Annotated in this window: 23 protein-coding genes and 1 riboswitch; of the genes, 15 read left to right on the top strand and 8 right to left on the bottom strand. The window is 72.9% G+C overall.

Annotated elements, in window-relative coordinates; genetic code table 11:
* Nucleotides 1–244 precede the first annotated feature (244 nt).
* The 4 genes from BUS84_RS33490 to BUS84_RS33475 all read left to right on the top strand — a co-directional run bounded on the left by BUS84_RS33490 (nucleotide 245) and on the right by BUS84_RS33475 (nucleotide 4,391).
* Nucleotides 245–910, top strand: coding sequence for a class I SAM-dependent methyltransferase (locus BUS84_RS33490; RefSeq protein WP_074318364.1), 666 nt, complete (start codon nucleotides 245–247; stop codon nucleotides 908–910).
* Between the two features lie 47 nt (nucleotides 911–957).
* Nucleotides 958–1,656, top strand: coding sequence for a hypothetical protein (locus BUS84_RS33485; RefSeq protein WP_143728597.1), 699 nt, complete (start codon nucleotides 958–960; stop codon nucleotides 1,654–1,656).
* A 491-nt stretch (nucleotides 1,657–2,147) separates the two neighbouring features.
* Nucleotides 2,148–3,404: an SGNH/GDSL hydrolase family protein gene (locus BUS84_RS33480; protein ID WP_074318362.1), complete on the top strand. Its 1,257-nt coding sequence runs from the start codon at nucleotides 2,148–2,150 to the stop codon at nucleotides 3,402–3,404.
* 123 nt (nucleotides 3,405–3,527) lie between these two features.
* A complete protein-coding gene (locus BUS84_RS33475; RefSeq protein WP_074318361.1) occupies nucleotides 3,528–4,391 on the top strand; it encodes an alpha/beta hydrolase family protein in 864 nt (287 codons plus the stop codon).
* 39 nt (nucleotides 4,392–4,430) lie between these two features.
* Here the strand turns inward: BUS84_RS33475 and BUS84_RS38460 are convergent, their stop codons facing one another.
* Complete coding sequence (locus BUS84_RS38460; RefSeq protein WP_159451101.1) at nucleotides 4,431–4,601, bottom strand: hypothetical protein; 171 nt, start codon at nucleotides 4,599–4,601, stop codon at nucleotides 4,431–4,433.
* Between the two features lie 197 nt (nucleotides 4,602–4,798).
* On the opposite strand from BUS84_RS38460, the gene BUS84_RS33470 reads away from it, so the two are divergent.
* On the top strand, nucleotides 4,799–5,428 hold the full coding sequence (locus tag BUS84_RS33470; RefSeq protein WP_074318360.1) for a hypothetical protein: 630 nt from the start codon (nucleotides 4,799–4,801) through the stop codon (nucleotides 5,426–5,428).
* A 172-nt stretch (nucleotides 5,429–5,600) separates the two neighbouring features.
* Nucleotides 5,601–5,972, top strand: a complete 372-nt coding sequence (locus BUS84_RS33465; protein ID WP_074319303.1) for a hypothetical protein — start codon at nucleotides 5,601–5,603, stop codon at nucleotides 5,970–5,972.
* A gap of 63 nt (nucleotides 5,973–6,035) precedes the next feature.
* Here BUS84_RS33465 and BUS84_RS33460 read toward each other — a convergent pair whose 3' ends face one another.
* The gene (locus BUS84_RS33460) at nucleotides 6,036–6,965 is read right to left on the bottom strand and encodes a DUF72 domain-containing protein (protein WP_074318359.1); all 930 of its coding nucleotides are present in this window, start codon (nucleotides 6,963–6,965) and stop codon (nucleotides 6,036–6,038) included.
* A 132-nt stretch (nucleotides 6,966–7,097) separates the two neighbouring features.
* Here BUS84_RS33460 and BUS84_RS33455 point away from each other — a divergent pair, with 132 nt between their 5' ends.
* The 3 genes from BUS84_RS33455 (at nucleotide 7,098) to BUS84_RS33445 (ending at nucleotide 9,326) form a co-directional block, all read left to right on the top strand.
* The gene (locus BUS84_RS33455; protein WP_074318358.1) at nucleotides 7,098–7,601 is read left to right on the top strand and encodes a DinB family protein; all 504 of its coding nucleotides are present in this window, start codon (nucleotides 7,098–7,100) and stop codon (nucleotides 7,599–7,601) included.
* A gap of 120 nt (nucleotides 7,602–7,721) precedes the next feature.
* Nucleotides 7,722–8,525 (top strand): hypothetical protein, encoded by an 804-nt coding sequence (locus BUS84_RS33450; protein WP_143728596.1) that lies wholly within the window; start codon nucleotides 7,722–7,724, stop codon nucleotides 8,523–8,525.
* A gap of 105 nt (nucleotides 8,526–8,630) precedes the next feature.
* Complete coding sequence (locus BUS84_RS33445; protein ID WP_167627087.1) at nucleotides 8,631–9,326, top strand: Pr6Pr family membrane protein; 696 nt, start codon at nucleotides 8,631–8,633, stop codon at nucleotides 9,324–9,326.
* Nucleotides 9,327–9,339: 13 nt separating this feature from the next.
* Here the strand turns inward: BUS84_RS33445 and BUS84_RS33440 are convergent, their stop codons facing one another.
* The 3 genes from BUS84_RS33440 to BUS84_RS33430 form a co-directional block, all read right to left on the bottom strand.
* Nucleotides 9,340–11,421 carry an amylo-alpha-1,6-glucosidase gene (locus tag BUS84_RS33440; RefSeq protein WP_074318356.1) on the bottom strand — a complete coding sequence of 694 codons (2,082 nt, stop codon included), beginning with the start codon at nucleotides 11,419–11,421 and terminating at the stop codon, nucleotides 9,340–9,342.
* Complete coding sequence (locus BUS84_RS33435; protein WP_074318355.1) at nucleotides 11,418–11,807, bottom strand: SCP2 sterol-binding domain-containing protein; 390 nt, start codon at nucleotides 11,805–11,807, stop codon at nucleotides 11,418–11,420. The genes BUS84_RS33440 and BUS84_RS33435 overlap by 4 nt, the downstream gene beginning before the upstream one ends.
* 111 nt (nucleotides 11,808–11,918) lie before the next feature.
* The gene (locus BUS84_RS33430; RefSeq protein ID WP_074318354.1) at nucleotides 11,919–12,428 is read right to left on the bottom strand and encodes a mycothiol transferase; all 510 of its coding nucleotides are present in this window, start codon (nucleotides 12,426–12,428) and stop codon (nucleotides 11,919–11,921) included.
* 77 nt (nucleotides 12,429–12,505) lie between these two features.
* On the opposite strand from BUS84_RS33430, the gene BUS84_RS33425 reads away from it, so the two are divergent.
* On the top strand, nucleotides 12,506–13,021 hold the full coding sequence (locus BUS84_RS33425; protein ID WP_074318353.1) for a 2'-5' RNA ligase family protein: 516 nt from the start codon (nucleotides 12,506–12,508) through the stop codon (nucleotides 13,019–13,021).
* Between the two features lie 384 nt (nucleotides 13,022–13,405).
* Nucleotides 13,406–13,597, top strand: coding sequence for a hypothetical protein (locus tag BUS84_RS33420; RefSeq protein WP_143728595.1), 192 nt, complete (start codon nucleotides 13,406–13,408; stop codon nucleotides 13,595–13,597).
* 15 nt (nucleotides 13,598–13,612) lie between these two features.
* Here the strand turns inward: BUS84_RS33420 and corA are convergent, their stop codons facing one another.
* A complete protein-coding gene (corA, locus tag BUS84_RS33415) occupies nucleotides 13,613–14,743 on the bottom strand; it encodes a magnesium/cobalt transporter CorA (RefSeq protein WP_074318351.1) in 1,131 nt (376 codons plus the stop codon).
* 221 nt (nucleotides 14,744–14,964) lie between these two features.
* On the opposite strand from corA, the gene BUS84_RS33410 reads away from it, so the two are divergent.
* The 4 genes from BUS84_RS33410 (at nucleotide 14,965) to BUS84_RS33395 (ending at nucleotide 19,835) form a co-directional block, all read left to right on the top strand.
* Nucleotides 14,965–16,917, top strand: coding sequence for an amino acid transporter (locus BUS84_RS33410; RefSeq protein WP_074318350.1), 1,953 nt, complete (start codon nucleotides 14,965–14,967; stop codon nucleotides 16,915–16,917).
* An 86-nt stretch (nucleotides 16,918–17,003) separates the two neighbouring features.
* A riboswitch (SAM riboswitch) is annotated at nucleotides 17,004–17,115 on the top strand.
* A 275-nt stretch (nucleotides 17,116–17,390) separates the two neighbouring features.
* The gene (locus tag BUS84_RS33405; RefSeq protein WP_074318349.1) at nucleotides 17,391–18,269 is read left to right on the top strand and encodes an ABC transporter substrate-binding protein; all 879 of its coding nucleotides are present in this window, start codon (nucleotides 17,391–17,393) and stop codon (nucleotides 18,267–18,269) included.
* A gap of 43 nt (nucleotides 18,270–18,312) precedes the next feature.
* Nucleotides 18,313–19,095 (top strand): amino acid ABC transporter permease, encoded by a 783-nt coding sequence (locus tag BUS84_RS33400; RefSeq protein ID WP_074318348.1) that lies wholly within the window; start codon nucleotides 18,313–18,315, stop codon nucleotides 19,093–19,095.
* Nucleotides 19,092–19,835 carry an amino acid ABC transporter ATP-binding protein gene (locus tag BUS84_RS33395; RefSeq protein WP_074318347.1) on the top strand — a complete coding sequence of 248 codons (744 nt, stop codon included), beginning with the start codon at nucleotides 19,092–19,094 and terminating at the stop codon, nucleotides 19,833–19,835. Before BUS84_RS33400 ends, BUS84_RS33395 begins: the two co-directional genes overlap by 4 nt.
* A gap of 58 nt (nucleotides 19,836–19,893) precedes the next feature.
* Here BUS84_RS33395 and BUS84_RS33390 read toward each other — a convergent pair whose 3' ends face one another.
* Both BUS84_RS33390 and BUS84_RS33385 read right to left on the bottom strand, forming a co-directional pair.
* Nucleotides 19,894–21,192, bottom strand: a complete 1,299-nt coding sequence (locus BUS84_RS33390; RefSeq protein WP_074318346.1) for a hypothetical protein — start codon at nucleotides 21,190–21,192, stop codon at nucleotides 19,894–19,896.
* A 195-nt stretch (nucleotides 21,193–21,387) separates the two neighbouring features.
* Complete coding sequence (locus tag BUS84_RS33385) at nucleotides 21,388–22,998, bottom strand: Na+/H+ antiporter (protein WP_244298805.1); 1,611 nt, start codon at nucleotides 22,996–22,998, stop codon at nucleotides 21,388–21,390.
* Between the last annotated feature and the right edge of the window lie 55 nt (nucleotides 22,999–23,053).

Below are 23,053 nucleotides of genomic sequence, written 5' to 3'. Positions count from 1 at the left end.
TCGGCGGTGTGCTACCGGTCACCGGCGACATCAGCCGGCGTGGCGCGCCGCAGCGAGCCTAGCCCGAGGCTGAGACAACTCCCGGAGGACCTACGCGACCCGCCGTGCGTCGTGAGCCAGCGAACAGCCCGTCGCCAGCCCCGACGGGACGGCCGGCGGTGATCACGGGGCCACGGACGGGACGTTCAGCCGCTACGCTACCGGCGATCGCGGCCGGCACGCGCCGGCGCGGGGCGGGAGCGTCATGGACGAGGACGAGGCGACCGGGCGGTTGGCCGCCGCGTCGCTGGCCGCCGGCGACCCGACGGGCTGGTTCGAACGGCTCTACACCGAGGCGGGGCGCGGCGAGGCGGTCGTCCCGTGGGACCGGGACGCCCCGCACGGCCTGCTCGCCGAGTGGACCGCCGAGCGAGGCCCGATTGGGGCCGGCCGACGGGCGGTCGTGGTCGGCTGCGGGTACGGACGGGACGCCGAGCACGTCGCCGGGCTGGGCTTCGCCACGGTGGCCTTCGACATCTCGCCCACCGCGGTGGCCGCCGCCCGGGACCGGCACCCCGTCTCGGCGGTCGACTACCGCGCCGCCGACCTGCTGGCCCCGCCGGAGGCTTGGCGACGGTCGTTCGACCTGGTGGTGGAGAGCATGACCGTGCAGGCGTTGCCCGCGGAGATCCGGGCCGCCGCGATCGACGCGGTGGGCGAGCTGGTCGCGCCGGGCGGCACGCTGCTGGTGATCGCCGCCGGCCGCGCCGACGACGAGCCCACGCCGGTCGCGCCGCCGTGGCCGTTGACCCGCGCCGAGATCGACGCGTTCGGCGGTGCCGGGCTCGCGCCGCTGCGGGTCGAGGAGATCCAGGACCAGAGCGGGGTACGCCGCTGGCGCGCCGAATTCCACCGCGGGCCGATCCGATGAGCACGCCAACAGATCCGGGTACGACCAACCGTCAGGAGGCCATCGGGGTGGAAGAGACGACGACTCGCGGCACTTCCCGGAGCGCCATCGTTACGCCGGCTCGACGGTGGCTGCTCGCGGGCACCCTGCTGGCGGGGCTGCTCGCCGCCGTGGCCCTGACCGCCGCGATGGACCCCGCCGACCGCACGTTCGCCGGCCTCTCGGACACGGTCCAGAGCCTGATGTCGGTCGCGACGCCGCTCTTCGGCATCCTGCTGGTGCGCGACCTGCGACGGGCGCCCGACGCCGTCCGGGTCATCCCCACGGTGCTCGCGGTGGGGCTGCCGGCCGTCGTCATCGGCGTCGTCGGGGTGTTGATCTGCGCCGCGACGCTCGCCCTGACCCCGGCCGACGTCGCCGACGACCCGTGGCGGCACGCCGGGACCATCGCGGTCGGCAGCGTGCTGGTGCAGGTCGTCGCCGGGCTGGTGGGCACCGGGCTGGGCCTGCTGCTGCGTTCGCCCGTCGTCGCGTTCCTCGGCACCATCGTGTTGCCGCTGAGCCTGTACGCGCTGCTGGGCGCCGTGGACGCACTCCGGCCCGCCCAGGCCTGGCTCACCCCGTACGGCAGCGTGCGCAACCTGCTCTCCGGTGACATGAGCGTCTTGCGGTGGGCGCAGTGGCTCTGCGTCCTGCTGATCTGGGGTGTCGGTCTGAACGCCGCTGGCGCGGCACTGCTGAGGCGGCGCCGGCAGCCCGACCGGTAGGTCGCTCGGCGCCACCAGTCTCAGGCGCGCGGTCCCACCGGCCCACCGTCGGTCGGGCATTCGCCCCGACGCGACAGCGCCGGGTCGTTGCCGCTCTGCCCGTTGTGGAGTGCCCGCATCACGGTCCGGCCGGGCCCGCGCGACGGCGGCGAGGGCTCCGGTCCACATCGGCAGGTCCCGCGTGGGCAGCAGGTGCATGGGCCGAAACCCTTGACCAGGGTGGGCTCGTTCCCGAGCGCGGCGCGGGTCAGCGCCCCCGGCACGCAGACCGACCGACAGCTCGGACATGACCTGGGCGTGCACGCCCCAGACGGCCTCGACGATGTCGGCCGGGGTGCCGTCCGTGGGAGCTACGGCCAGCCGGTGTCGCGCAGCCCGCTCGGGCGTGTCATTCATCGAACGAATCTGTTACGAGCCATTGACGCCTGTCGCGCGAGGGTGATCTGATCGCGCTCTCAGAGAATCTTTCATCTTTCGATGGATGGGGCCCCATGCCCAGGTTCCGGCGTACCGCGCTCGCCGCGGCACTCACGATCGTCACGGCGGCGCTGTCGACCGCCGTCGCGCTGCCCGCCCCCGCGTCCGCCGCGCTGCCCACCGCCGCGGTGGCGCTCGGCGACAGCTTCATCAGCGGCGAGGGCGCCGGGGCGTACATCCCGGTCGTCGACGTCAACGGTGTCGCCCAGGGCTTCCCCGGCTGGACGGCGCCGAACAACAACGCGTTCTTCTGCCACCGTTCGGCGAACGCCTCGTTGAACCAGGCCACCCTGGCGGGCATCCAGAACCGGTTCAACCTGGCCTGCTCCGGCGGCCAGCCGCACGACATCGCCACCGCGTCGGTGGCGCGTGAGAAGGGCCGCACGGTGGCCTCTCAGATCGGCCAGCTGCGCGCCGTCGCGCAGACCCAGGACATCGACCTGGTGCTGATCGGCCTGGGTTCGAACAACAGCTCGTTCACCTTCGGCAGCGTGGCGGAGAAGTGCGCCAACCGGTTCATCGCCGACGCCTGGACGGGCTGGTGGGAGTTCTGGGCGTTCCTGGGTGGCCCGGTGGAGCAGAAGCCGTGCAGCGACGCCGACCTGGCCACCGCCGCGCAGCTCAGCGCCGCGACCGCGGAGACCACCGCCGCGGTACGACAGCTGCTGACCACCCTGGACCAGGTGGACGCGGACGGGCAGCACCGGATCGTGTTCCAGGACTACACCAACCCGCTGCCGATGGACCTCAACCCGACATTCCACACCGAGGACGGCCGGGACGACACCCGGGACAAGTTCCGTGACCTGGGAGCCGAGCGGTACGCGGCCGGCTGCCCGATCCACCGGGCCAGCCTGATGCCCGGACACCGCTTCTCGCAGGGCCTGGGCACCCTGGTGAAGTCCACCCGGGACACCCTGGCCGCCGAGTTCCCCGCCGCCGACCTGGTCTACCTCAACGTGCAGCGCGCCTTCGACGGCGCGCGGCTCTGCGAGTCGTCGACCAGCCCGACCGGCGCGCTGGCCACCCCGATCCGACTGCAGGACAGCCCGAACGGCACCTTCGTCACCAGCCTCTCCGGCAAGGACAAGATCGCCATCCAGCGAATCGCCAACACCTGCGTCAGCTACTTCCAGACCTGCCAGGAGTCGTGGCACCCGAACGCCACCGGGCACCAGGTGCTCGGCCAGTGCCTCAGCGGCGCCGCCACCACCAGCGCCCGGGCGGTGGCCTGCGTCCGGGCCAGCAACGGGACGATCTCCGTCTCCTGACCGGAGTCCTCACGGAGGCCCCGCCACCCGGCGGGGCCTCCGTCGCATCCAGACAGATCGGCGCGGGCAGGCTTCCGAAAGCGGCTGCTACCCGCCGGTAATGGCGGCCCGTAAGCTGGGCCGGTGAACGGGGACACGGAGTACGCGCAGGAGTTCGTCGACGTCGACGGCGGTCGCCTCGGCGTGCAGGTGTATCCGGAGCCGGCCGGACCGGCGGGCGCGCCGATGGTGGTGATCTGGCCGGCGATGGGGGTCCGGGCCCGCTACTACCGGCCGTTCGCGGCCGCGCTGCGCGCCGCCGGGCTGGCGGTGGTCGTCGCCGACCTGCGCGGCACTGGGACGAGCACCCCCGCGCCGAGCCGCGGCGACCGGCACGGCTACAGCGAGCTGGCCGGCGACGTCGGCACCGTGCTGGCCGCGCTCAAGCCGCGACTGGACGGACGTACCCGGCTGCTGCTGGGGCACTCACTCGGCGGGCAGGCCGCGCTGCTGCGCCTCGCCCTGCACGGTGATGACGCGGTGGACGGGCTGGCGCTGGTCGCGGTCGGCATCCCCTACTGGCGAAGCTATCCGGGCCGGCGCGGCCTCGGCGTGCTGGCGTCCACCCAGGGGATCGCCGCGACCGCGGCGCTGCTCGGGGTCTGGCCGGGCTGGGGTTTCGGCGGCCGGCAGGCACGCGGGGTCATCAGAGACTGGGCGTACACCGCGCGGACCGGCCGTTTCCCCCAGCTGGACGGCACGGACGCCGAGGCGGCGGTGCGCGCGGTCCGAACCCCGGTGCTGGCGGTCAGCGTGGACGACGACCAGTACACGCCGCACGAGTCCATGGACCACCTCTGCGCGAAGCTCACCGCGGCGCCGCTGGCCCGGGAGCGGTACACGGTGACGCAGGCCGGCGCTGCACTGGACCATTTCACCTGGGTCCGCGCGGGCACCCCGCTCGCGCAGCGGGTCGCCCGCTTCGCCGGCGACCTGCCGCGCCGCTGAGAGGTGCCGGCCGGTCGCCGCATGGCCCGGCCGGCCCGCTCACTCGTCCTGATCCAGCGGCACCAGGTCGCCGTCGCGCTCCACCCGGACCTCACCGTGGTCCTTGCGCGGCGGGACCTCCGCGGTGTTCTTCTTCAGGTCGTTGTCCGGGTGCATGAGCACCGCGTCAGTTTTGGCGGTCTTCTCCCGGCTCTCGTCCGGCTGCGACATCCCGTTCCCCTCTCCCTCAGCGTCCGTCGAGATCTACCCACCACGGACCGGACGACTCCTGCCGGCGACGATGCGGCAACCCAGGGCCCGGATGTCCCCGGAGTACCGGATGCGGCGCGGATCGGCCGGCCAGGGACGGGGTTAGCCGCCCGGGCGGCGGGTAAGCCGCAGCGCCCGACACGGCGGAAGGGGATCAGATGTCCGAACGGCATACCGCACTGCGCTCGATGCACGATCTGGGTCTGGCGGCCTGGTTCGGCGGCTCCCTCATGGGAGCGCTCGGCGTCAACGGCGCAGCGGCGAAGATCAGTGACTCCACCCAGCGGCTCCCGGTCGCCTCGGCCGGATGGTCCAAGTGGACCCCGGTCAACGCGGCCGCGATCGGCGCCCACCTGGCCGGAGCGGTCGGTGAGCTGGTGACGGAGAGCCCACGGGTGGCCAGCCAGTCAGGTGTCGCCCGGGCCAGCACCATCAAGACGGCGCTGACCATCGGCGCGCTCGCGGTGACCGGCTACAGCCGGTTGATCGGCATGCGGTTGGAGAAGGCGGGCGCCCCACCGGTGAACGGCGCCACCGAGCCGAACCACCAGACCCCGGCCAGCGTGGCCTCCTCCCAGCGGCAGATGAAGCTGCTCCAGTGGGCCATCCCGGCGCTGACCGGGACCCTGGTCGTGGTCACCGCGTACATGGGTGAGCAGCAGAAGCCCGGCCAGGTGTTCCGAGGGATGCTCGGCCGGGCCGGCATGCTGGCGAGCGCCCCGAAGGGGATGGTCAAGATCGCCGGTATGGGCGCCGGCAAGCGGCAGATGGCGATGGCCGGGCGCTGAGCGCCGGGCTGGCCGGCGTCCCGCCGGCACCTCGACGGCGGGGCGCCGGCCGGCTCTGCGTCGCCGTCACGGGCACGGCGCGCGGCGTGCGGCGTGCGACCGGGCGGTTCCTGACCGGCCCGGGGAGGGCAATCGTCCGCCGGTAGCGGCGGACCCGACGAGCGGGGTGGCCATGACGGCGCACGAGGGACCCAGAGGCAGCGGCGACCCGCTGCAGCCAGAGGCGGTCGAGCCGTGGAAGACCAGTGACGGCTTCGATGCCGAACCGCCCTGGGGCGCGGACGAGGACTCGCCGATGGACGAGGGCAGCGAGGAGACGGCGGTGCCCGAGGGACGGCGCGGCGAGCGCCGCGCCGGCGCCCCGGCGGGCCGGTCCGGCCCGGCGGGTCGGCACGGTTTCGGCTCGGTGGAACCGACCCGTACCGCCGCGGCCGGACCGGGCGCGCCCCCCGACCCGGCACCCAGCCGCCGGTCCTTCCCGGACGACGCGGACATCGACGAACGGGCCGAGGACGCGCTGCGGACCCGGGGCCGGCGCTCCTGACGGCAGCGGCGCCGCCCACCGAGCGTCCGCCCGGTGGGCACTTGAGTGCCGGACGCCCGACCGTCAGCCGGTCGACGTGGCGCGGGCCTGGACGCTCTGGCGCTCGGGTTCGGCTCCGAGAATGTTCTCGGTGAGGAGCTGCGCCAGCCGGGTGGCGTCGCGCTGGGCCTGACCGGCGCAGCAGTTGTTGAACAGCACGTGCAGTTCGTCGGCCGGGCCGGCCAGCTCGGCCAGCAGCCCGGCCCAGTGCCGCAGCTCGCCATCGGCGTACGCGTAGCGGAACTTGTCCTGCTTGTCGCCGTCGCGCCAGGCGTCGCTGTGGCCGTGGAACCGGACGATCGCCGGCTCCGCCGTGGTGGTCAGGATCGGCGGCACCGACGACGGGTGGCCCTGCGGCATGTCGACGCAGACCAGCGAGAGGTCGTGCGCGCGCAGCAGGTCCATCGTGGCCGGCGCGGCCTCTTCGTCGAACCAGGACCCGTGCCGCAGCTCCACGGCGACCCGCCACGGCCGGCACCGCTGTGCCAGCTCGGCGATCCGGCGTTCGGCGGCGGCGCTGCGTACCAGCCATGGCGGAAACTGCAGCAGCACCACACCCAGCTTGCCGTCCGCCGCGAGCGGGTCCAGCGCCGCCCGGAACCGGGACCACAGCTCGTCGTACGCCCGCTCCGGCAGGTCGCGGCGACGGATCCGGCTCGGGCCGCCGGCCGGGCGCAGGTCGCGGGGCAGCGCGGCGACCGGCGTCGGGTGACCGGTGAAGAGACCGAACGCCTTGACGTCGAAGGTGAACTCGGCCGGTGTGGCGTCGACCCAGCCCTGCGTGATCTCCGGCGCGGGGATCGCGTAGTAGGAGGTGTCCACCTCGACCAGCGGAAACCGGCCGGCGTAGTAGGCGAGTCGGCCGGCTGGGGTGTTGGCCGAGCGCGGGTACCACCCGGAGCGCAGCAGCGACTGGTCGGCCCAGGATGACGTGCCCACCTTAATCACACCCATGTCGTTCAGTGGACCGCCCCGCGCGCGGATCGGCAACCGCTGGCGGCCCGCGCCGCCGTCGTGTCGGGTCCGGAATTGTCGGTGCCGCCTCCTACGCTGGCGGCGAGGGGACATCGACGGAGAGGCGGCACCATGACCAGCACCGAGCAGCTCACCAGGGAGCGGGCCGACCTGCTGCAGACGCTGCGCCGACACCGGGGCTTCCTCCTGCACACCGTCGACGGCCTGACCGACGAGCAGGCGGCCACCCGCAGCACCGTCAGCGAGCTCTGTCTCGGCGGCCTCATCAAGCACGTGGCCGGCATCGAGGAGCGGTGGATGCTCTTCGCCGTCGGGGGCGCGGAGGCGATGCAGCGCGAGGAGGTCGACTGGGTCGGCCAGTTCCAGATGGCGCAGGGCGAGACCCTGGCCGGGTTGGTCGAGCGGTTCCGGCAGATCGCCGAGCAGACCGACGAGCTGATCGCCACCCTCGACCTGGACGCGGCGCACCCGCTGCCACAGGCGCCCTGGTTCGAGCCGGGGGCGAGCTGGACGGTCCGCCGGGTGCTGCTGCACGTGATCGCCGAGACGTCTCAGCACGCCGGGCACGCCGACATCCTGCGCGAGGCGATCGACGGCGCCAAGACCATGGGCTGAGCGGGCTCGGCGGCCACGGGCGTTTCACCAGCGGTCCCCACCGTCCACCTCGCGCGTCACCCCGCCCCCCCCCGGGGCGGATGTGACACCGCGCAGGTGGGCGGCGCTGAGGGACACGAGATGAACGCAGACCGGATGGACCAGGAAACCGCCGAGCGGCTGCTCGGCGGGACGGTCGAGCCATCGGCCGGGCCACGACCGGTCGTGCTGCTGCTGACCGCGGCACGCGCCGCGCCGCGCCCCGCGGAGCTGGCCGGCGAAGACGTCGCCGTGCTGGCCTTCCGCCGCGAGCGCCACGGCCGCCTCCATGCAGAGCACGCCCGGCACCCTGGGGAGGGCGTCGCCGAGGCCGCACCGGCCGTAGCCCGCCGGAAACGCGGCCTCGCCGGGTTCGGTGGCAGGGCCGCCGTGGTGGCCCTGGCCCTCGTCGCCAGCGGCGGCGTGGCGCTGGCCGCCGCCACCGGCCCTGCGCCCCGTCCACCGCAGCCGCCCACCGCCACCACGCCGGCGCCCGCCGATCCACCCGCCGTCACCGCCCCGGTCACCGGTGGTCAGGCCGTACCGGGCAGCCCCGCCACGAGCGGGTCGGTGCCGCCCGCCTCCTCGGTCACCGCTGAGATGGCGGGCCCGTGCCGGGCGTACCAGGCGGTCGCCGGGGACGACCGCGCAGCAGCCCTCGACAACCCGGCCTTCTCCGGTCTGATCGCCGCCGCCGGTGACCGGCAGCGGGTGGCCGACTACTGCACCCGGGTCCTGGCCGCCAGGCCGGCGCCGGACGGGGCGACCGACGGGCGACCAGAGACCGCGCCGAGCCGGCGCCCACAGCCGCCCAGCCCGCCCGACAACCGGCCCACCGCTGCCGGACCGGACCGCACCGGACCAAGCGACGGCCGGCACTCCCGGCGGGGCGGCCCACCGACCTGACCAGCCGGGACGCACACTGGCGGCTCCCCCGCCGGCCCTCGCGCGGCGGGGCGTGCGACTCGTCCAGCCCAGCGCCGGTCGCCCGTGGACTGATAGCTTGCCCCGATGAGTCTGCGGCGGCGACGCGCGGCGGCGGTTCTGCGCCTGGTGGTGGTGCTCAGCGTGCTGGCCGGGATCGCACTCACCGCCCTCGGCCCGGCCACCGTCACCGGGCTGCTGCCCTACTTCACCATCCAGAGCAACGTCGCGGTCGGCGCCCTCGCCGGGTACGCCGGCCTCAGCGCGTGGCGGGACCGAGCCGATCCACCGTCGGCGCTACGCGGCGCGGTCACCCTCTACATCACCATCACCGGCGTGGTCTACCACCTGGTGCTGGCCAACCCGGCCAGCCCGTTCGCCATGGCCCAGCCGGACCGGGCCGTCGGCGAGGCACTCGGCAACCAGCTGCTGCACACGGTGGTGCCGCTGCTGGCGGTCGCCGACTGGGCGCTGTTCGACCAGCGCGGCCAGTTGCGCCCGCGGTACGCGGCCTGGTGGCTGGCGTTTCCGCTGGGCTACCTCGGCTTCGCCCTGCTGCGGGGTCTGGTCGTGCACGGCTACCCGTACCCGTTCCTGGACGCGGGCGAGCTGGGCTACGCCGGGGTGGCGATCAGCGCGGTCTTCTTCGCCATCGCGTTCTGGCTGCTCGGCCTGCTGTTCGTCGGCATCGACCGCACCCTCTCCCGCCGCACCCCCACCCCACCCGCCCCCACCGCGCACAGTGATCGAGACGTCGGCGTCACCGCCGACGGCGTGCCGTGACGCGGCTTTCCGATCAGCGAAGTCGGCGACGGCCGGTGGCGGTGGCGGAACGGTCTCCGGCGTACGCGTCGGCAAGACCCCAACGGCCCGGGATGTCCAGCAGCTCGACTCTGCCGAACCCGGCTGGCAGGGCCGGGTTGACCAGAAGGTTGTCGCCGATGGGACGCAGCCCCAGCAGGGCGCCCAGCAGCATCAGCAGCGCGCCCGAGGACCACGACTGCGGGCGACCGGCCGCGGGCAGCTGAACGGGGTACTTCGTCCGGCTGCGCTCGTAGCCGGCGATCAGCTCCGGCACCGCCCCGCCGAGCGTCTGCGCCATGTCGAAGATGCCGGCCGCGATCCGGCCCGCCTGCGCATCGAAGCGGTAGTGCCGCAGCCCGGCCGCGATCAGGGCGTTGTCCGACGGCCACACCGCCCCCAGGTGTGAGCCCACCGGGTTGTACGGGCGCTGCCCGGCAGCGAAGGTCCGCACTCCCCAACCGCTGAACAGTCGCGGTCCGAGCAGGTGCTCGGCGACCGCCTCGGCACGGTCGTCCGTGACGATCCCGCTCCACAGCAGGTGCCCGATATTGGATGACAGCGCGTCGGTCGGCTCACCGTACGGGTCCAGCGCCAACGCGTAGTACTCCCGTTCCGGCAACCAGAAGTCCCGGTTGAACCGGTCCTTCATCTCCGCCGCCTCCCGCTCCAGCCGGTCGGCGTACCCGGGATCGCCCCAGAACTCCCGGGCCAGCCGCGCGCCGCGCCGTTTCGCGTCGTACGCGTAGCCCTGCAACTCGCAGGTGGCCCGGGGTAAGGCCGGCTGCCGCCCGCACGCGTCGGTGATCGCGTCCGGGGAGTTCTTCCAGGACTGGTTGACGAGGCCGTGCCGCTCGTTGCGACGCTGGTAGCGCAGGTACCCGTCGCCGGTCAGGTCGCCGTACTCGTCGATCCAGTCCAGTGCCATCCGGGCCGGGTGGCGCAGCTCGCGGACCAGGTCCGCGTCGCCGGACCAGCGCTCGTACTCGTCGAGCAGAACGACGAACAGCGGGGTGGTGTCCGCCGCGCCGTAGTACAGCACGTCCGGCCGGTCGGCGAACGCAGCCGACTCGCCGTAGCGAAGCTGGGCGAGGATCTTGCCCGGCTCCTCTTCGTGCTCGTCGTCGAGCTGGCCACCCTGCAACAGCGCCAGCAACCGCAGCGTCGCGGGGGCCAGCTCGGGGGTGAACGCCATGGTCTGCAGACAGGTGATGATGCTGTCCCGCCCGCAGAGTCCCATCGCCCACGGCAGGCCGCCGACCGGCACCCGGGTCTCGTGCGCCAGCGGCAGGTACCGCAGCGCCGCCAGATCGGCCAGACTGCCCCGGTAGATCTCCTCCAGGCCATCCCGTTCGGCCACCAACTGCGGGGCCCGGTCCATCCACGCCGCCAGATCCTCGCGCATCCCCACGCGTACGTGCTCCCGGTGTGCCTCCAGGTCCTTGCGCAGGTCCCGGCCGCCCTCGCCCCGGATGTTCATGGTCACGTGCAGGTCGGTCTCCCACATCCCCTCGGGCTCGATCCGGATCCGGAACGTCATCCCCCGCTCGTCCACGTCGGCGGAAGCCGTGCTGCTCACGGTGGTCTCGCGGGCGAACCGCTCCCGCTCGTACCGCAGCACGAGCTGGCTGCGCGCGGAGTCGGCGGCGACGCAGACGTCCCGTCGTCGCAGCTCCCGGCCCTGAGCAACCTCGGCCAGGTCGGACAGGTCGGCGAAGTCGTTGCCCATGTCCATCCGCACGGTGAACTCGGCCGGCCGCGCCGAGTGGTTGAGCAACGTGATGCGTTCGTTGAAGCTGTCGTTGATCGAGCGGTGCCGGATGACCGACACGTCGGCGTCGACGTAGTGACTCGCCGCGCCCGGCACCAGGAAGAACCGGGTCTCGAAGTACGTCATGTCGTCGCGGGAGAGCACGTTCAGCTCTTCCCCGCCGATACTGAGCACCCAGCGGGACAGGAAGCGGGTGTCGAACGAGAAGAGTCCCACCGGAGTGTTCGGGTCATCGACCACGTCGCCCTGCCCGTCGCTGATCGCGAAGGCGTTCCCGGCGATCACGTGCACCCATTCCCGGCTCACTGCCGCCCCTCCCGCGCGGCCATCGCGGCCCGACCCAGCTCGCGCGGATGGCGGGCACCGGCCGGCCCGGGAAAGATGCGCCGCAGCAGCATCAGCAGCTGCAGGTTGCCCTGCACGGTCAGCTCGTTGCGCAGCAGCGCCGTCGCCACGTGGGTCTCCCCGCTCGCCAACCGGTCGAAGACCTCCGGGGCGGCGCGGATGACCAACTCGGCGTCGTCGCCCGACCGAGTCACCCGCACGTGCTGGTCGGCGACGGTCAGGTGCCAGTGCTCGGTATGGCCGTCCTCGCGCGCGTCCAGCCGTAGGGTCCCGGAAGTCGTTTCCGGCAGGTCGGTACGCCGGCCGGAGCCCAGCTGTCGCAGGTGTTCCGCGATCGTCGTTCCCATCACGTCCCCTCCCCCCGCTTCCCCGCAGGATCACCCGCGCCGGGGTGAGGCCGGCTCACCCGAACCGGGTGACGAGCGGGGGCGTGGCGTGAGCCGGGCGGACGCCGCCGGTCAGTCGACCCCGATCAGGCCGCGGACGTAGCTGGCCTGGCCGACGTGTTGCAGGTCGTCCTCGGCGACGCTGACCAGCCGGACGCCGAGGGTGACCGGCGGGTCCCACGCCTCGTCGACCACCCGGTCCAGGTCCGCCGCACGCAGACCGGCCAGGAACTGGCGGGTCCGCCCCGAGACCGCCTCGTAGTAGTCGATCAGCGCCTGCGCGCTCTCCGGCCGAACCGCCGCGACCTGCGCGGGCGAGTGGCCGTAGCCGGTGTCGGCCGGGTCGGCGGTGAGTCCGAACCGCCCCGCCCAGTCGCCACTCACCCAGATCTGGTCGGTGTCGAGCAGGTCGGCGACGTGATCGTCCTGGACTCGGGTCAGGTGCCAGACCAGCCAGCCGATCGTGTTGGCGCCCGGACCGGGCGCCCAGTGCAGCTGCTCCGGGGTGAGGCCGTCGACCGCCGCGCGGACGAGGTCGGGCAGGCGGTCGTACGCCTCGGTCAGCAGGTCACTCACGTCCACGGGCCACGCCTCCTGGTCTGTTTCCGGTCAGGTACCGCCGAGACCGGCCGGCAAACCTCTGCCGTTACGGTGATCACGTGGTCGCCGCGTTGGAGCTGTATCTGGATCCAGACGCCACCCGGCGGATCCGGGTGCTCTGGGACGCGCTGGAGGCCGAGGGCGTGCAGAGCATGCGTTCGCTGCTGGAGCAGCGCCACCGCCCGCACGTCTCGCTCGCGGTGGCGCCCCGCTTCGATCCCGAGCAGGTCGCGGCGGCGCTGCGCGGCACGGTCGTGGCCGCACCGCTGCGGCTCGACTTCCAGCACGCCGGTCAGTTCGTCGGCCGGGTGCTGTGGCTCGGCCCGACGGTCACCCCGGAGCTGCTGGCGCACCACCGGCTGGTGCACGACCGCCTCGCCGCCGCCGGCATCACCCTGGTCGAGCACTACCAGCCGGGACGCTGGGTCCCGCACTGCACGCTGTCCATGCGCGTGCCTAACGCGCTGATGGCCGCTGCGGTGCGCCGCTGCCTGGAGGTGCTGCCGGTGGCCGCGACCGTGGTCGGCGCGGCGCTCACCGACCACGCCCGCGGCATCGCCCACCCGCTGCCCTGACTTGCCGCCTTTTCACATCAAGGGGCCGAAAGGCGAAGTGCATCTCTTTGACTGCGACGGGGACACCCCTCTCGAGGAACTGGCCGCACTCGTTAAGAGAGATCTCCTGGGCTGATAGTGGTTCGCCGCGCCGCGAGCGGGGCTTCGCCGGGCCGCGTCTGAGGTAGCCGAATCGGGCCGCGGCGCGGGCGCAGCTGCACCGCTGGTGAGCGTCCCCGGGACGGCGAGAGTCGGGAAACTGAAAACCAGGGGTGCGAACGAGCCCGGGCGTGCGATGGTGCGAGATGGCTGCTGTACCGGCGGCGACCTGCCCACACGCGGGTGGCCCGGCCGGCGGCGCGGGTGCACGCCGCGCCGCGGAGGCGGCGTCGACGAGGAGAGGCAGTGCCCATGCAGGCTCAGCGCAGGCCACCACGTACGGAGCGGAGCCAGACCCGGGACGACCGGACCGGCGGCGGCATGACCGGAGCGGCCACGCCCCTGACCATCTGGGCCGCTGCCGTGCTGCTCGGCCGGATCAGCGCCGGCGACGACGACAGCGAGGACGAACGGCACATCCTGCGCGGCATCGAGTGACCCTCGACGGTCCGGTCACAGCCAGCCGCGCCGCTTGAAGATCAGGTAGAGGCTGCCGCAGACCAGGGCCATCAGCAGCAGCGCGAACAGGTAGCCGTAGCGCCAGTTCAGCTCCGGCATGTGCACGAAGTTCATCCCGTACACCGTGCCGATCAGCGTGGGAGCGAACAGGATCGCCGCCCAGGAGGAGACCTTCTTCAGCTCCTCGTTCTGCGTGTAGCTGGCCGCGGTGAGGCTGCGCATCTCCTCGTTCTGCTGCTGCGAGACGAGGGTGGCGTTGACCGTGAGGATGTTCTGCAGCAGGTGCCGGAAGCCGTCCACCCGCTCCACCACCTGGGTGAGGTGGTCGGTGACGTCCCGCAGGTAGCGGCGCAGCTCCTCGTCGGTGCCGTAGCTGCCGGCGCCGTCCGCCAGCGCGTCGAGCACGGCGAGCAGGGGGCGGGCGGCCCGCTGGAACTGGATGACCTCGCGGCTGAGCCCGTAGATGCGCCGGCTGGCGTTCGGGTCGCCGCCGAAGACCTCCGTCTCGATCTCGTCGATGTCGTTCTCCAACCCGGCCACCACCGGCGCGTAGCCGTCGACCACCTGGTCGAGGATCGCGTACAGGACCGCCTCCGGGCCCTGGGCGAGCATCTGCGCGTCGGTCTCCATCCGCCGCCGCACCGCGGCCAGGTCCGGCGCCTCACCGTGTCGAACGGTGATCACGAATCCGGGCCCGATGAACAGGTGCAGCTCGGAGAACGCGACCTCTTCCCGCTGGTCGTCGTAGCGGGCGGCGCGCAGCACCACGAAGAGCGTGTGCCCGTACCGTTCCAGCTTGGGCCGCTGGTGGGCGTTGATCGCGTCCTCCACCGCCAGGTCGTGCAGCCGGAACTCACGGGCCAGCGAGGTGATCTGGTCGATGTCGGGCCGGTACAACCCGATCCAGGCCATCGCACCGTCCTGCTCCTGGAGACAGCGGTACGTCTCGGCGAGGCCGTCGGGCGACGCGAACCGATGCCCGTGGACGTAGACGGCGCTGTCGACCAGCCCGCCGGTGGGCGGTGTCGTCGGCTCGTTCTGCGGCGGCTCGCCGACGCGGACCTCGTGCTCGTCAAGCCGCCGGCCGAAGCCACCGCCCGGGCGGAACCGACGGCCGCCAACCATGAGCCGCTCCCTCCCGCACCGTCCGGCGGCTGCCCGCACCACCCGGACCGTTCGGGCGGGACGCCGGGAGGCGCTGCTTCCCCGGTGCCCACGGCCCGAAACCCTCCGACGCGCTGCCCGGCGGCCAGCCGCGTTGGCTGGGTTCCGCGCACCGGCGGACGGGCACCGCCCCGCTGGCGGATACTCACGGTGACCGTGGGCGGACGACGGGGGAAGCGCCGATGGAGGTCGACAGGCGCGCCGGCCGCCGGACCGGGCGGCTGCGGGCCTGGCTGTTCGACGGCGGTTCGGAGCAGGCGGTGCAGCACCACGGCCCGCACGCCCGCCCACCGGAGCACCGGCACCATCCGTGGTGGAAGGTGATGTGCCTGACCGGCGTCGACTACTTCTCGACGCTCGGTTACCAGCCGGGCATCGCCGCGCTGGCCGCCGGCGCGCTCTCGCCGGTGGCGACCCTGGTGCTGGTGCTGGTGACGCTGCTCGGCGCGCTGCCGGTCTACCGGCGGGTGGCGGTGGAGAGCCCACACGGTGAGGGCTCCATCGCCATGTTGGTACGCCTGCTGAGCTTCTGGCCCGGCAAGCTGTTCGTGCTCGTGCTGCTCGGTTTCGCGGCCACCGACTTCATCATCACCATCACCCTCTCCGCAGCCGACGCGACCGCGCACATCGACGAGAACCCGTTCCTGCCCAGCGGGCTCAAGGGGCACCAGGTGCTGCTCACGCTGCTGCTGGTGACGCTGCTGGGCGCGGTGTTCCTCAAGGGATTCACCGAGGCCATCGGGATCGCCGTCGTCCTGGTCGCGGTCTATCTGGCGCTGAACGCGGTCGTGATCGCCGCCGCGCTGTGGCGGGTGGTGACGCACCCGAGCGCGGTCGGGGACTGGACCACCGCACTGACCACCGGGCACGGCGACCCGTGGATGGTGGTCGGGCTGTCGTTGCTGGTCTTCCCGAAGCTGGCGCTGGGCCTGTCCGGCTTCGAGACCGGGGTGGCGGTGATGCCACACATCCGAGGGGATCGGCAGGATTCGGAGGACCGGCCGCTGGGCCGCATCCGCGGCGCCCGCCTGCTGCTCACCACCGCCGCCGTGATCATGAGCGTTTTCCTGGTCACCAGCAGCGTGACCACCACCGTCCTGATCCCGCCGGAGGCGTTCCAGCCGGGCGGGCCGGCGAACGGCCGGGCGCTGGCCTACCTGGCGCACGAATACCTGGGCGAGGTGTTCGGCACGGTCTACGACCTGTCCACCATCGGGATCCTCTGGTTCGCGGGCGCCTCGGCGATGGCGGGCCTGCTCAACCTCGTACCCCGCTACCTGCCCCGCTACGGCATGGCACCGACCTGGGCCCGGGCCGTTCGGCCGCTGGTGCTGGTCTTCACCTCGGTGGCGTTTCTAATCACGGTCGTCTTCCGGGCGAGCGTGGACGCGCAGGGCGGCGCGTACGCCACCGGGGTGTTGGTGTTGATCACCTCGGCGGCGACGGCGGTGACCCTCGCGGCACGGCGGCGGCGCCAGCGCGGCCGCACGGTCGCGTTCGCGGCCATCGCGGTGTTCTTCGTCTACACCACCGCGGCGAACGTGGTGGAGCGCCCCGACGGCGTGAAGATCGCGGCCTGCTTCATCGGCGGGATGATCGTGGTATCGCTGCTGTCCCGGCTGAACCGCGCCTTCGAACTGCGGGTCCGTCGGGTCGAGCTGGACCCCGAGGCAGCACGGTTGATCGACGAGTGCGCCGGGCGCCGGGTCCGCCTGATCGCGCACGAGCCGGCCAGCCGAGACCCGGCGGAGTACCGCGACAAGCTCGCCCAGACCGTCGCGGACAACGACTTCCCGGCCGACAGCGTCGTGATCTTCGTCGAGGTGACGGTCACTGACCCGTCGGACTTCGAAACCGAGCTGCTGGTGCGCGGCAGCGTGGTGCACGACCAGTACCTGGTACTCAGCCTGGCCAGTTCCTCGGTGCCCAACGCGCTGGCCGCTGTGCTGCTGGAGATCCGCGACCAGACCCGGCGGCGCCCGCACATCTACTTCGAGTGGACCGAGGGCCACCCGTTCGGCAACTTCCTGCGCTACCTGGCGTTCGGCCAGGGCGAAGTCGCCCCGGTCACCCGGGAGATCCTGCGCCGCCAGGAGCCCGACCGGAGCCGCCGGCCGCACGTGCACGCCGGCTGACCCGCTCGGTCGATGTTCGTCGCGGACGGTGAGCGTGGTCATAACGACTGGACGATCCGCCGCCCCAAGCTGCTAGCCTCGGCACAGGTCATGAGCGCCAGCGCGAAGCCCCGGCTCGCAGGCCGGCAACCCTCCTCCGCGGTGGGGTGCCCCGGGTGAAGACCAGGCACCGGCACGACGTCGGTGCAAGCGTGGCCTGGCACCCAGGTCAGCACAGACCCGGGAGAACCATGCGCATCCTCAGCAGCACCATCCCATCGGCCGACGCCGCGGATTCCCGCACCGGCTGGCCACCACCGGCACTGACCCGGCGGCGGCACGTGGACATGATGCGGGTGTGCAGCGCCGCCTGTCGCGGCCACGCAGCGTACTAGCGCACCCCTTTTCGAACCCCATCCCAGCGGTACGCCCACCGGGCGCACCGTCGGCGGCGCACGTCTGTGCCCGCCGCTGCGAAACCTTCGGAGACACCTGTGCGATTTCTTCCTGCCCTGACCCGCGCCGCGGCCCTCGGCGCGGCCACGATCCTGGCCGCCACCGCTCTCACCGCCTGCGGCGACGACACCTCGTCCGACGCCGCCGGCAATCCGTACGGCCTGGCGCAGCCGGGCGTGCTGCGCGCCGGCACGCTGACCGACGCGCCGCCGAACGTGTACCTCAAGGACGGCAGGTTCACCGGCTTCGACAACGACCTGCTGACCGCGGTGGCCAGCAAGCTCGGCCTGAAGGTGGAGTTCGTCGGCACCGACTTCTCCGCCCTGCTCTCCCAGGTCAACAACCGCAAGTTCGACGTCGGCAGCTCCTCGATCACCATCACCGAGGCGCGGAAGAAGACGGTCGACTTCGGCAACGGCTACGACTTCGGCTACTTCGGCCTGGACGTGCCGGCCGGCTCGCCGATCACCGGCTTCGACCAGCTCGCCGGCAAGCGGGTCGTGGTGGTGCAGGGCACCGTCCAGGACGACTACGCCACCGGCGAGCAGCTCAACCCGGTCCGGGTGCCGGACTACAACGGCGCGATCAACCAGCTCAAGGCGGGCACCGCCGACGCGTGGATCGCCCCGGCCGAGATCGGCGAGAAGTCGGCCGCCGACAGCAACGGCAAGATCACCGTGGCGGCCAAGCAGCTCAGCCCGGCACCGACCGCGTACGCCGTGGCCAAGGGCGGCGACAAGCTGCGCGAGGCGCTGAACAAGGGCCTCGACGAGGTGATCGCGGACGGCACCTGGAGCCGGTTGCAGGCGCAGTACTACCCGGGCCGGCCGGTACCGGCGGACTTCCACCCGGGCAGCGGCTCCGTGACCGTGCCGGCCGCGGCGTCGGCGTCGGCGTCGGCGTCGGCTGCGTCCTGAGACACCCGGTGACGAGCGAGCGGGGCGGTAGGAGAGGCGACCGATGGATCCGTTGAGCACCCTGTGGGAGACCTTCTTCGACTGGGACGCGATGCGCGAGGCGCTACCCGAGATGCTGACCGTCGGGTTGCCCAACACGCTGATCCTGGCGGTCTCCGCCGCCCTGCTCGGCTCGGTGCTGGGCCTGCTGCTGGCCGTCGCCGGCATCTCCCGCAGCCGGTGGCTGCGCTGGCCGGCGCGGGTCTACACCGATGTGTTCCGGGGGCTGCCGGCCGCGGCGACGATCCTGCTGATCGGCGTCGGGCTCGCGCCGCTGGGCATGCAGGTCTGGGGACCCGACCCCTACCCGCTGGGCATTCTGGCACTGTCGCTGATCGCGGCGGCGTACATCGGGGAGATCTTCCGTTCCGGCATCCAGTCCGTGGAGGCCGCGCAGCTGGAGGGCGCCCGGGCTCTCGGCTTCTCCTGGGGCGAGGCGATGCGGCTGGTGATCATTCCGCAGGGCATCCGGCGGGTGCTGCCGGCCTGGGTGAATCAGCTCATCGCGCTGATCAAGGACTCCAGCCTGGTCTACTTCCTCGGACTGGTGGCCAGTCAGCGGGAGCTGTTCCGGATCGGGCAGGACTACGCGGCCACCACCGGCAACGAGTCCGCGCTGCTGCTGGCCGGGCTCTGTTACCTGGCGCTGACCGTTCCGCTGACGCACGCGGTCAACTGGATCGACTGGCGGCTGCGCCACGGCCGGCCGGCCACCGCGCCTGCCGACGAGGACGAGGACGACACCGAGTCGGCGCTGTCCGGCGCGACGGAAGGGGACCGGCGATGACCGCCAGCACGACCACCTCGGTCAGCCTCGACGTACGCGACGTGCACCTCGCCTTCGGACCGAGCCGGGTGCTGCGCGGCGTCGACCTGGCCGTGCCGCGCGGCGCGACGGCCTGCGTGATCGGGCCGTCCGGGTCGGGCAAGTCCACTCTGCTGCGCACCATCAACCGGCTGATCGAACCGGACCGCGGCGATGTGCTGCTGGATGGGCGCAGCGTGCTGCGCGACGACCCGGACGCGCTGCGGCAGCGGGTGGGCATGGTCTTCCAGCAGTTCAACCTCTTCCCGCACATGAGCGTGCTGCGCAACGTCACCCTGGCGCTGCGGCGCCTGCGCAAGCTCGGGGAGGACGAGGCGGAGGCCGTCGCGCGGGCCCAGCTGGAGCTGGTGGGGCTGGCCGGCAAGGCCGACGCCCGGCCGGCGCAGCTCTCCGGCGGTCAGCAGCAGCGGGTGGCGATCGCCCGGGCGCTGGCCCTGCGGCCGGAGGTGATGCTCTTCGACGAGGCCACCTCGGCGCTCGACCCGGAGCTGGTCAAGGGGGTGCTCGGAGTGATGGCCGACCTGTCCGCCGGGGGCATGACCATGGTGGTGGTCACCCACGAGATGGGCTTCGCCCGGCAGGTCGCCGACACCGTGGCCTTCATGGACCGGGGCGTGGTGCTGGAGGCGGGCCCGCCGGAGGCGATCTTCGAGCGGGCCGAGCATCCCCGGCTGCGCCGGTTCCTCGCCCAGGTGCTCTGAACCGTCAGGAAGGGGCCCTTCCTCTACACGAGGCGTAACAAGGTGCCCTTCCTTCGCGTCAGGCGGCCTGGCGGCGCAGGTGCGCGGCGAACGCCTTCAGGTCGCCGAGCAGCACCAGGCTGGCGTTGCGGTAGGCGACCGACGCCCACAGGTGCAGCTCCTCGTCGTCCAGCCCACCGAACGCCAGCGACAACGCCTTGCGCCGGCGCCGGTCGAGCACCTTGTGCGGGCGGGCGAGCAGGTCGCCCTCCCGGCGCAGAGCCTGCAGGTAGGCGGCCACCGCCTCCTGGTAGTGCCGGCCGGCGACCCGCTCCAACAGGGTGAACTCGAAGACGTGCAACGCCGCCTCGGATTCCCAGTAGGCGCTGTCGCGCTCCGGCGCGCTGGCGAAGTGCCGGCCCATCGCGTGCCGCGCCTCGTAGAGCAGCAGCACGCCCCGGCCGGTGGTGCTCAGCGGCCGGCGGGGCGCCGGCAGCCGCAGCGTGCGCACCGGCGCCGCACCGGTCAGGTCCAGCGCGCCGACGTACGACGGCATCCGCTGCGCCCCCGGGGCCGGCTCCGGCACCAGGCAGGCCCGCTCCTGGAAGGCCACCGGGCCGCCGGCGGGCAGCGCGCGCACCGCCGCAGCGTGCAACTCGGCCAGCGGTCGGTCGTCCGGAGCCCGGGCCGGCGGGAGGGTGAGGACGAGACCGTAGGCGCCGGGCACCGGCACACCCAGCACGCAGGAGTTGCGCAGGAACGCCCAGGTCGCCGCCGCCTCACGGACCCCGCTCGCCACGGCCTGCGCGTCGGCCCGCCAGTCCCGGGCGATCCGCAGCCGCTGCTGAAGATCCGCCGTCGCGGCCGCGTCGTGGGGGTACAGCTCCCGGATCGCCCGGGGTAGCGACCCGACGCGCAGGTCCAGCGGGTCGCCGCTCGGTGCGGGCACGGCGTGCCGCGGGCAGTCGGCGTCGGTGTGCGGGTCGCCGGTGACCGCGTGGCAGTCGCCGAGCCAGCTCGCCCCGGGCTGGCCGACCGGCCGGGCGAACGCCAGGTGGGGCAGCCGGCCGGTGCGCAGCACCGTCTCGTACTGGGGTCGGGTACGCGCGGTCCGCATCAGGTCCAGTGGCAGCACGGGCGCCAGCGCCAGCACCGCTTCGAAGATGACGCAGTGCGGGCAGGCCGGGCCGCGCACCCGGTAGCGGCGCAGATGATCGAGGCCGGGCTGCTCCCACTGCACCCCGATGACGCCGTCGCCCTGTGCCATCAGGTACAGGAATTCGGTCGCGCCGCGCTCACGGGTGACCGACGTCAGCTCGTCGAGGAACTCCCGTTCGGTGACCATCCGCAGGTCGGCCTCCGTCGCCCCGGTGGTCATGGGCACCCCCTCGCGGACCGAACGCATCGACCGACGCCGAACCGATTCCACCGTACCCGGCGACGGAGCGGCCACCCGCCCCGCACGCGGCCCGGGAGGTGTCGCCAATCCGTCGGTCCGCCGCCCACCGCACGACGACTGCGCCGCCGGTCCGGCTCGTCCCCGACGGGCGGCCGGCACCGCGGGCGGCCGCGATCACTCTGTGGCCTCGCGGCCCAGCAGCCGGATCTCCTCGTTGTCCAGCGCGGACTGAAGGTCGAGCAGCACGAGGTCGTCAATCTCCCGACTGTTGCGTAACCGGGTGACCTCCCGCCGTTTGTGCTCGAGAACCCTGAGGCGCAGTTGGCGTTCCCGGCGGAGTTCCTCGGCGGTACGCCCAGAGCCCTCGTTGGCGTCCTCCAGGTGCCGCTGGTACTCGGCCTGCAGCCGGCGGACCGACTCCTCGTCGGCGCCGATCTCCTCGGCGACCTGGGGCAGCGCGGCCAGGCCCACCTCGGTGGCCCGCAGGCGTGCCTGCCGCAACTCGTCGGCCCGCTCGGGGTCGCCGGACAGCCGCGCCCAGCGCACCACCAGCGGCAGGGTGGTGCCCTGAAGGAGCATGATCAGCACGATCACCAGCGAGGTGACGAAGATGATCAGGTCGCGTTCGGCCACCGGTTGACCGGACACCGTCATCGTCGGGACCGCCAGGGCGGCGGCGAGCGAGACGGCACCCCGGAAACCCGACCAGCCGGCGACGGTGCCCACCCGCCAGCCGCCCTGCGCCCGACTCGCGTTCATCCTTCGGCGGCTCAGCAGCTTCACCGATTCCGCCGTCAGGTAGACGAAGAGCAGCCGGGTGACGAGGACGACCACGGTGACCACCAGCACGATCGCCAGCGCGCGCTGCGGCGAGGCGCTGGTGATGCCCCTCACCGCCCGGGGGATCTGTGTGCCCAGCAGGACGAACAGCCCGCCGTTGATCAGGAACGTGGACAGGTCCCAGAACGCGTACGCCAGCACCCGGGACCGGGCGCGGATCACCCGGGGGCCGGCGTAGGCCAGCACCAGGCCGGCGACCACGACCGCCAGCACGCCGCTCGCGTGCACCGCGTCGGCGAGCAGGAACGCGCCGAACGGCGTCAGTACGCTCAGCGCGCCCTCGCGCAGGGGATCGTCGAGCCGTTTGCGGACCAGCACCACGGCGCCGCCGACCAGCAGGCCGGCGATCACTCCCCCGGCGCTGGCCCCGACGAACTCCTCGCCGATCCCGAGCGCGCCGGGTTCCGCTCCCCCGGTGAGCAGGCCCACGGTCACCGCGAAGAGCACCAGTGCGGTGCCGTCGTTGATCAGGCTCTCCGCGTGCAGGGTGGTCAGAAGCTTCCGGGGCAGCCGCTTGGCCAGCCCGGTGACCGCGGCGGCGTCGGTCGGCGCGAGGACCGCCCCGAGCACCCAGGCCGCGGCGGGATTCACCCCGAACGCCTGCGCGGTCAGCGACACCGTGACCATGGTGAGCACCACCAACACCACGGCGAGCAGCCCGATCACCGGGAAGTTGGCCCGGATCTCGCGCAGGCTGATGGTGAGACTCTCCCGGTAGAGGATCGCCGGCAGGAAGATCAGCAGTACCAGGTCCGGCTCCAGGGTCAGCTCGGACAACGGCGGCGCCAGCCCGAGCAGCACCCCGAACGCGATGAGCAGGATCGGTGGCGCGACCCTGTACCGGCCGCCGAGCGTGGTGCCGACGAGGACGGTGACGCCCAGCACCACGATCAGGACGAGCACCTCCACGCGTACCCCCTTGATCCCGGCGGACGGGAACCGCACCGCTGGTTCCCATCTGACCGCACCCTGCCCGTCGGTTCCGGGGGAACCGGCAAGT

Source organism: Micromonospora cremea, from assembly GCF_900143515.1.
GTDB classification, from domain to species: domain Bacteria; phylum Actinomycetota; class Actinomycetes; order Mycobacteriales; family Micromonosporaceae; genus Micromonospora; species Micromonospora cremea.
The sequence above is the reverse complement of the archived record's forward strand: the minus strand, read 5'-3'. Positions and strand labels throughout refer to the sequence as shown.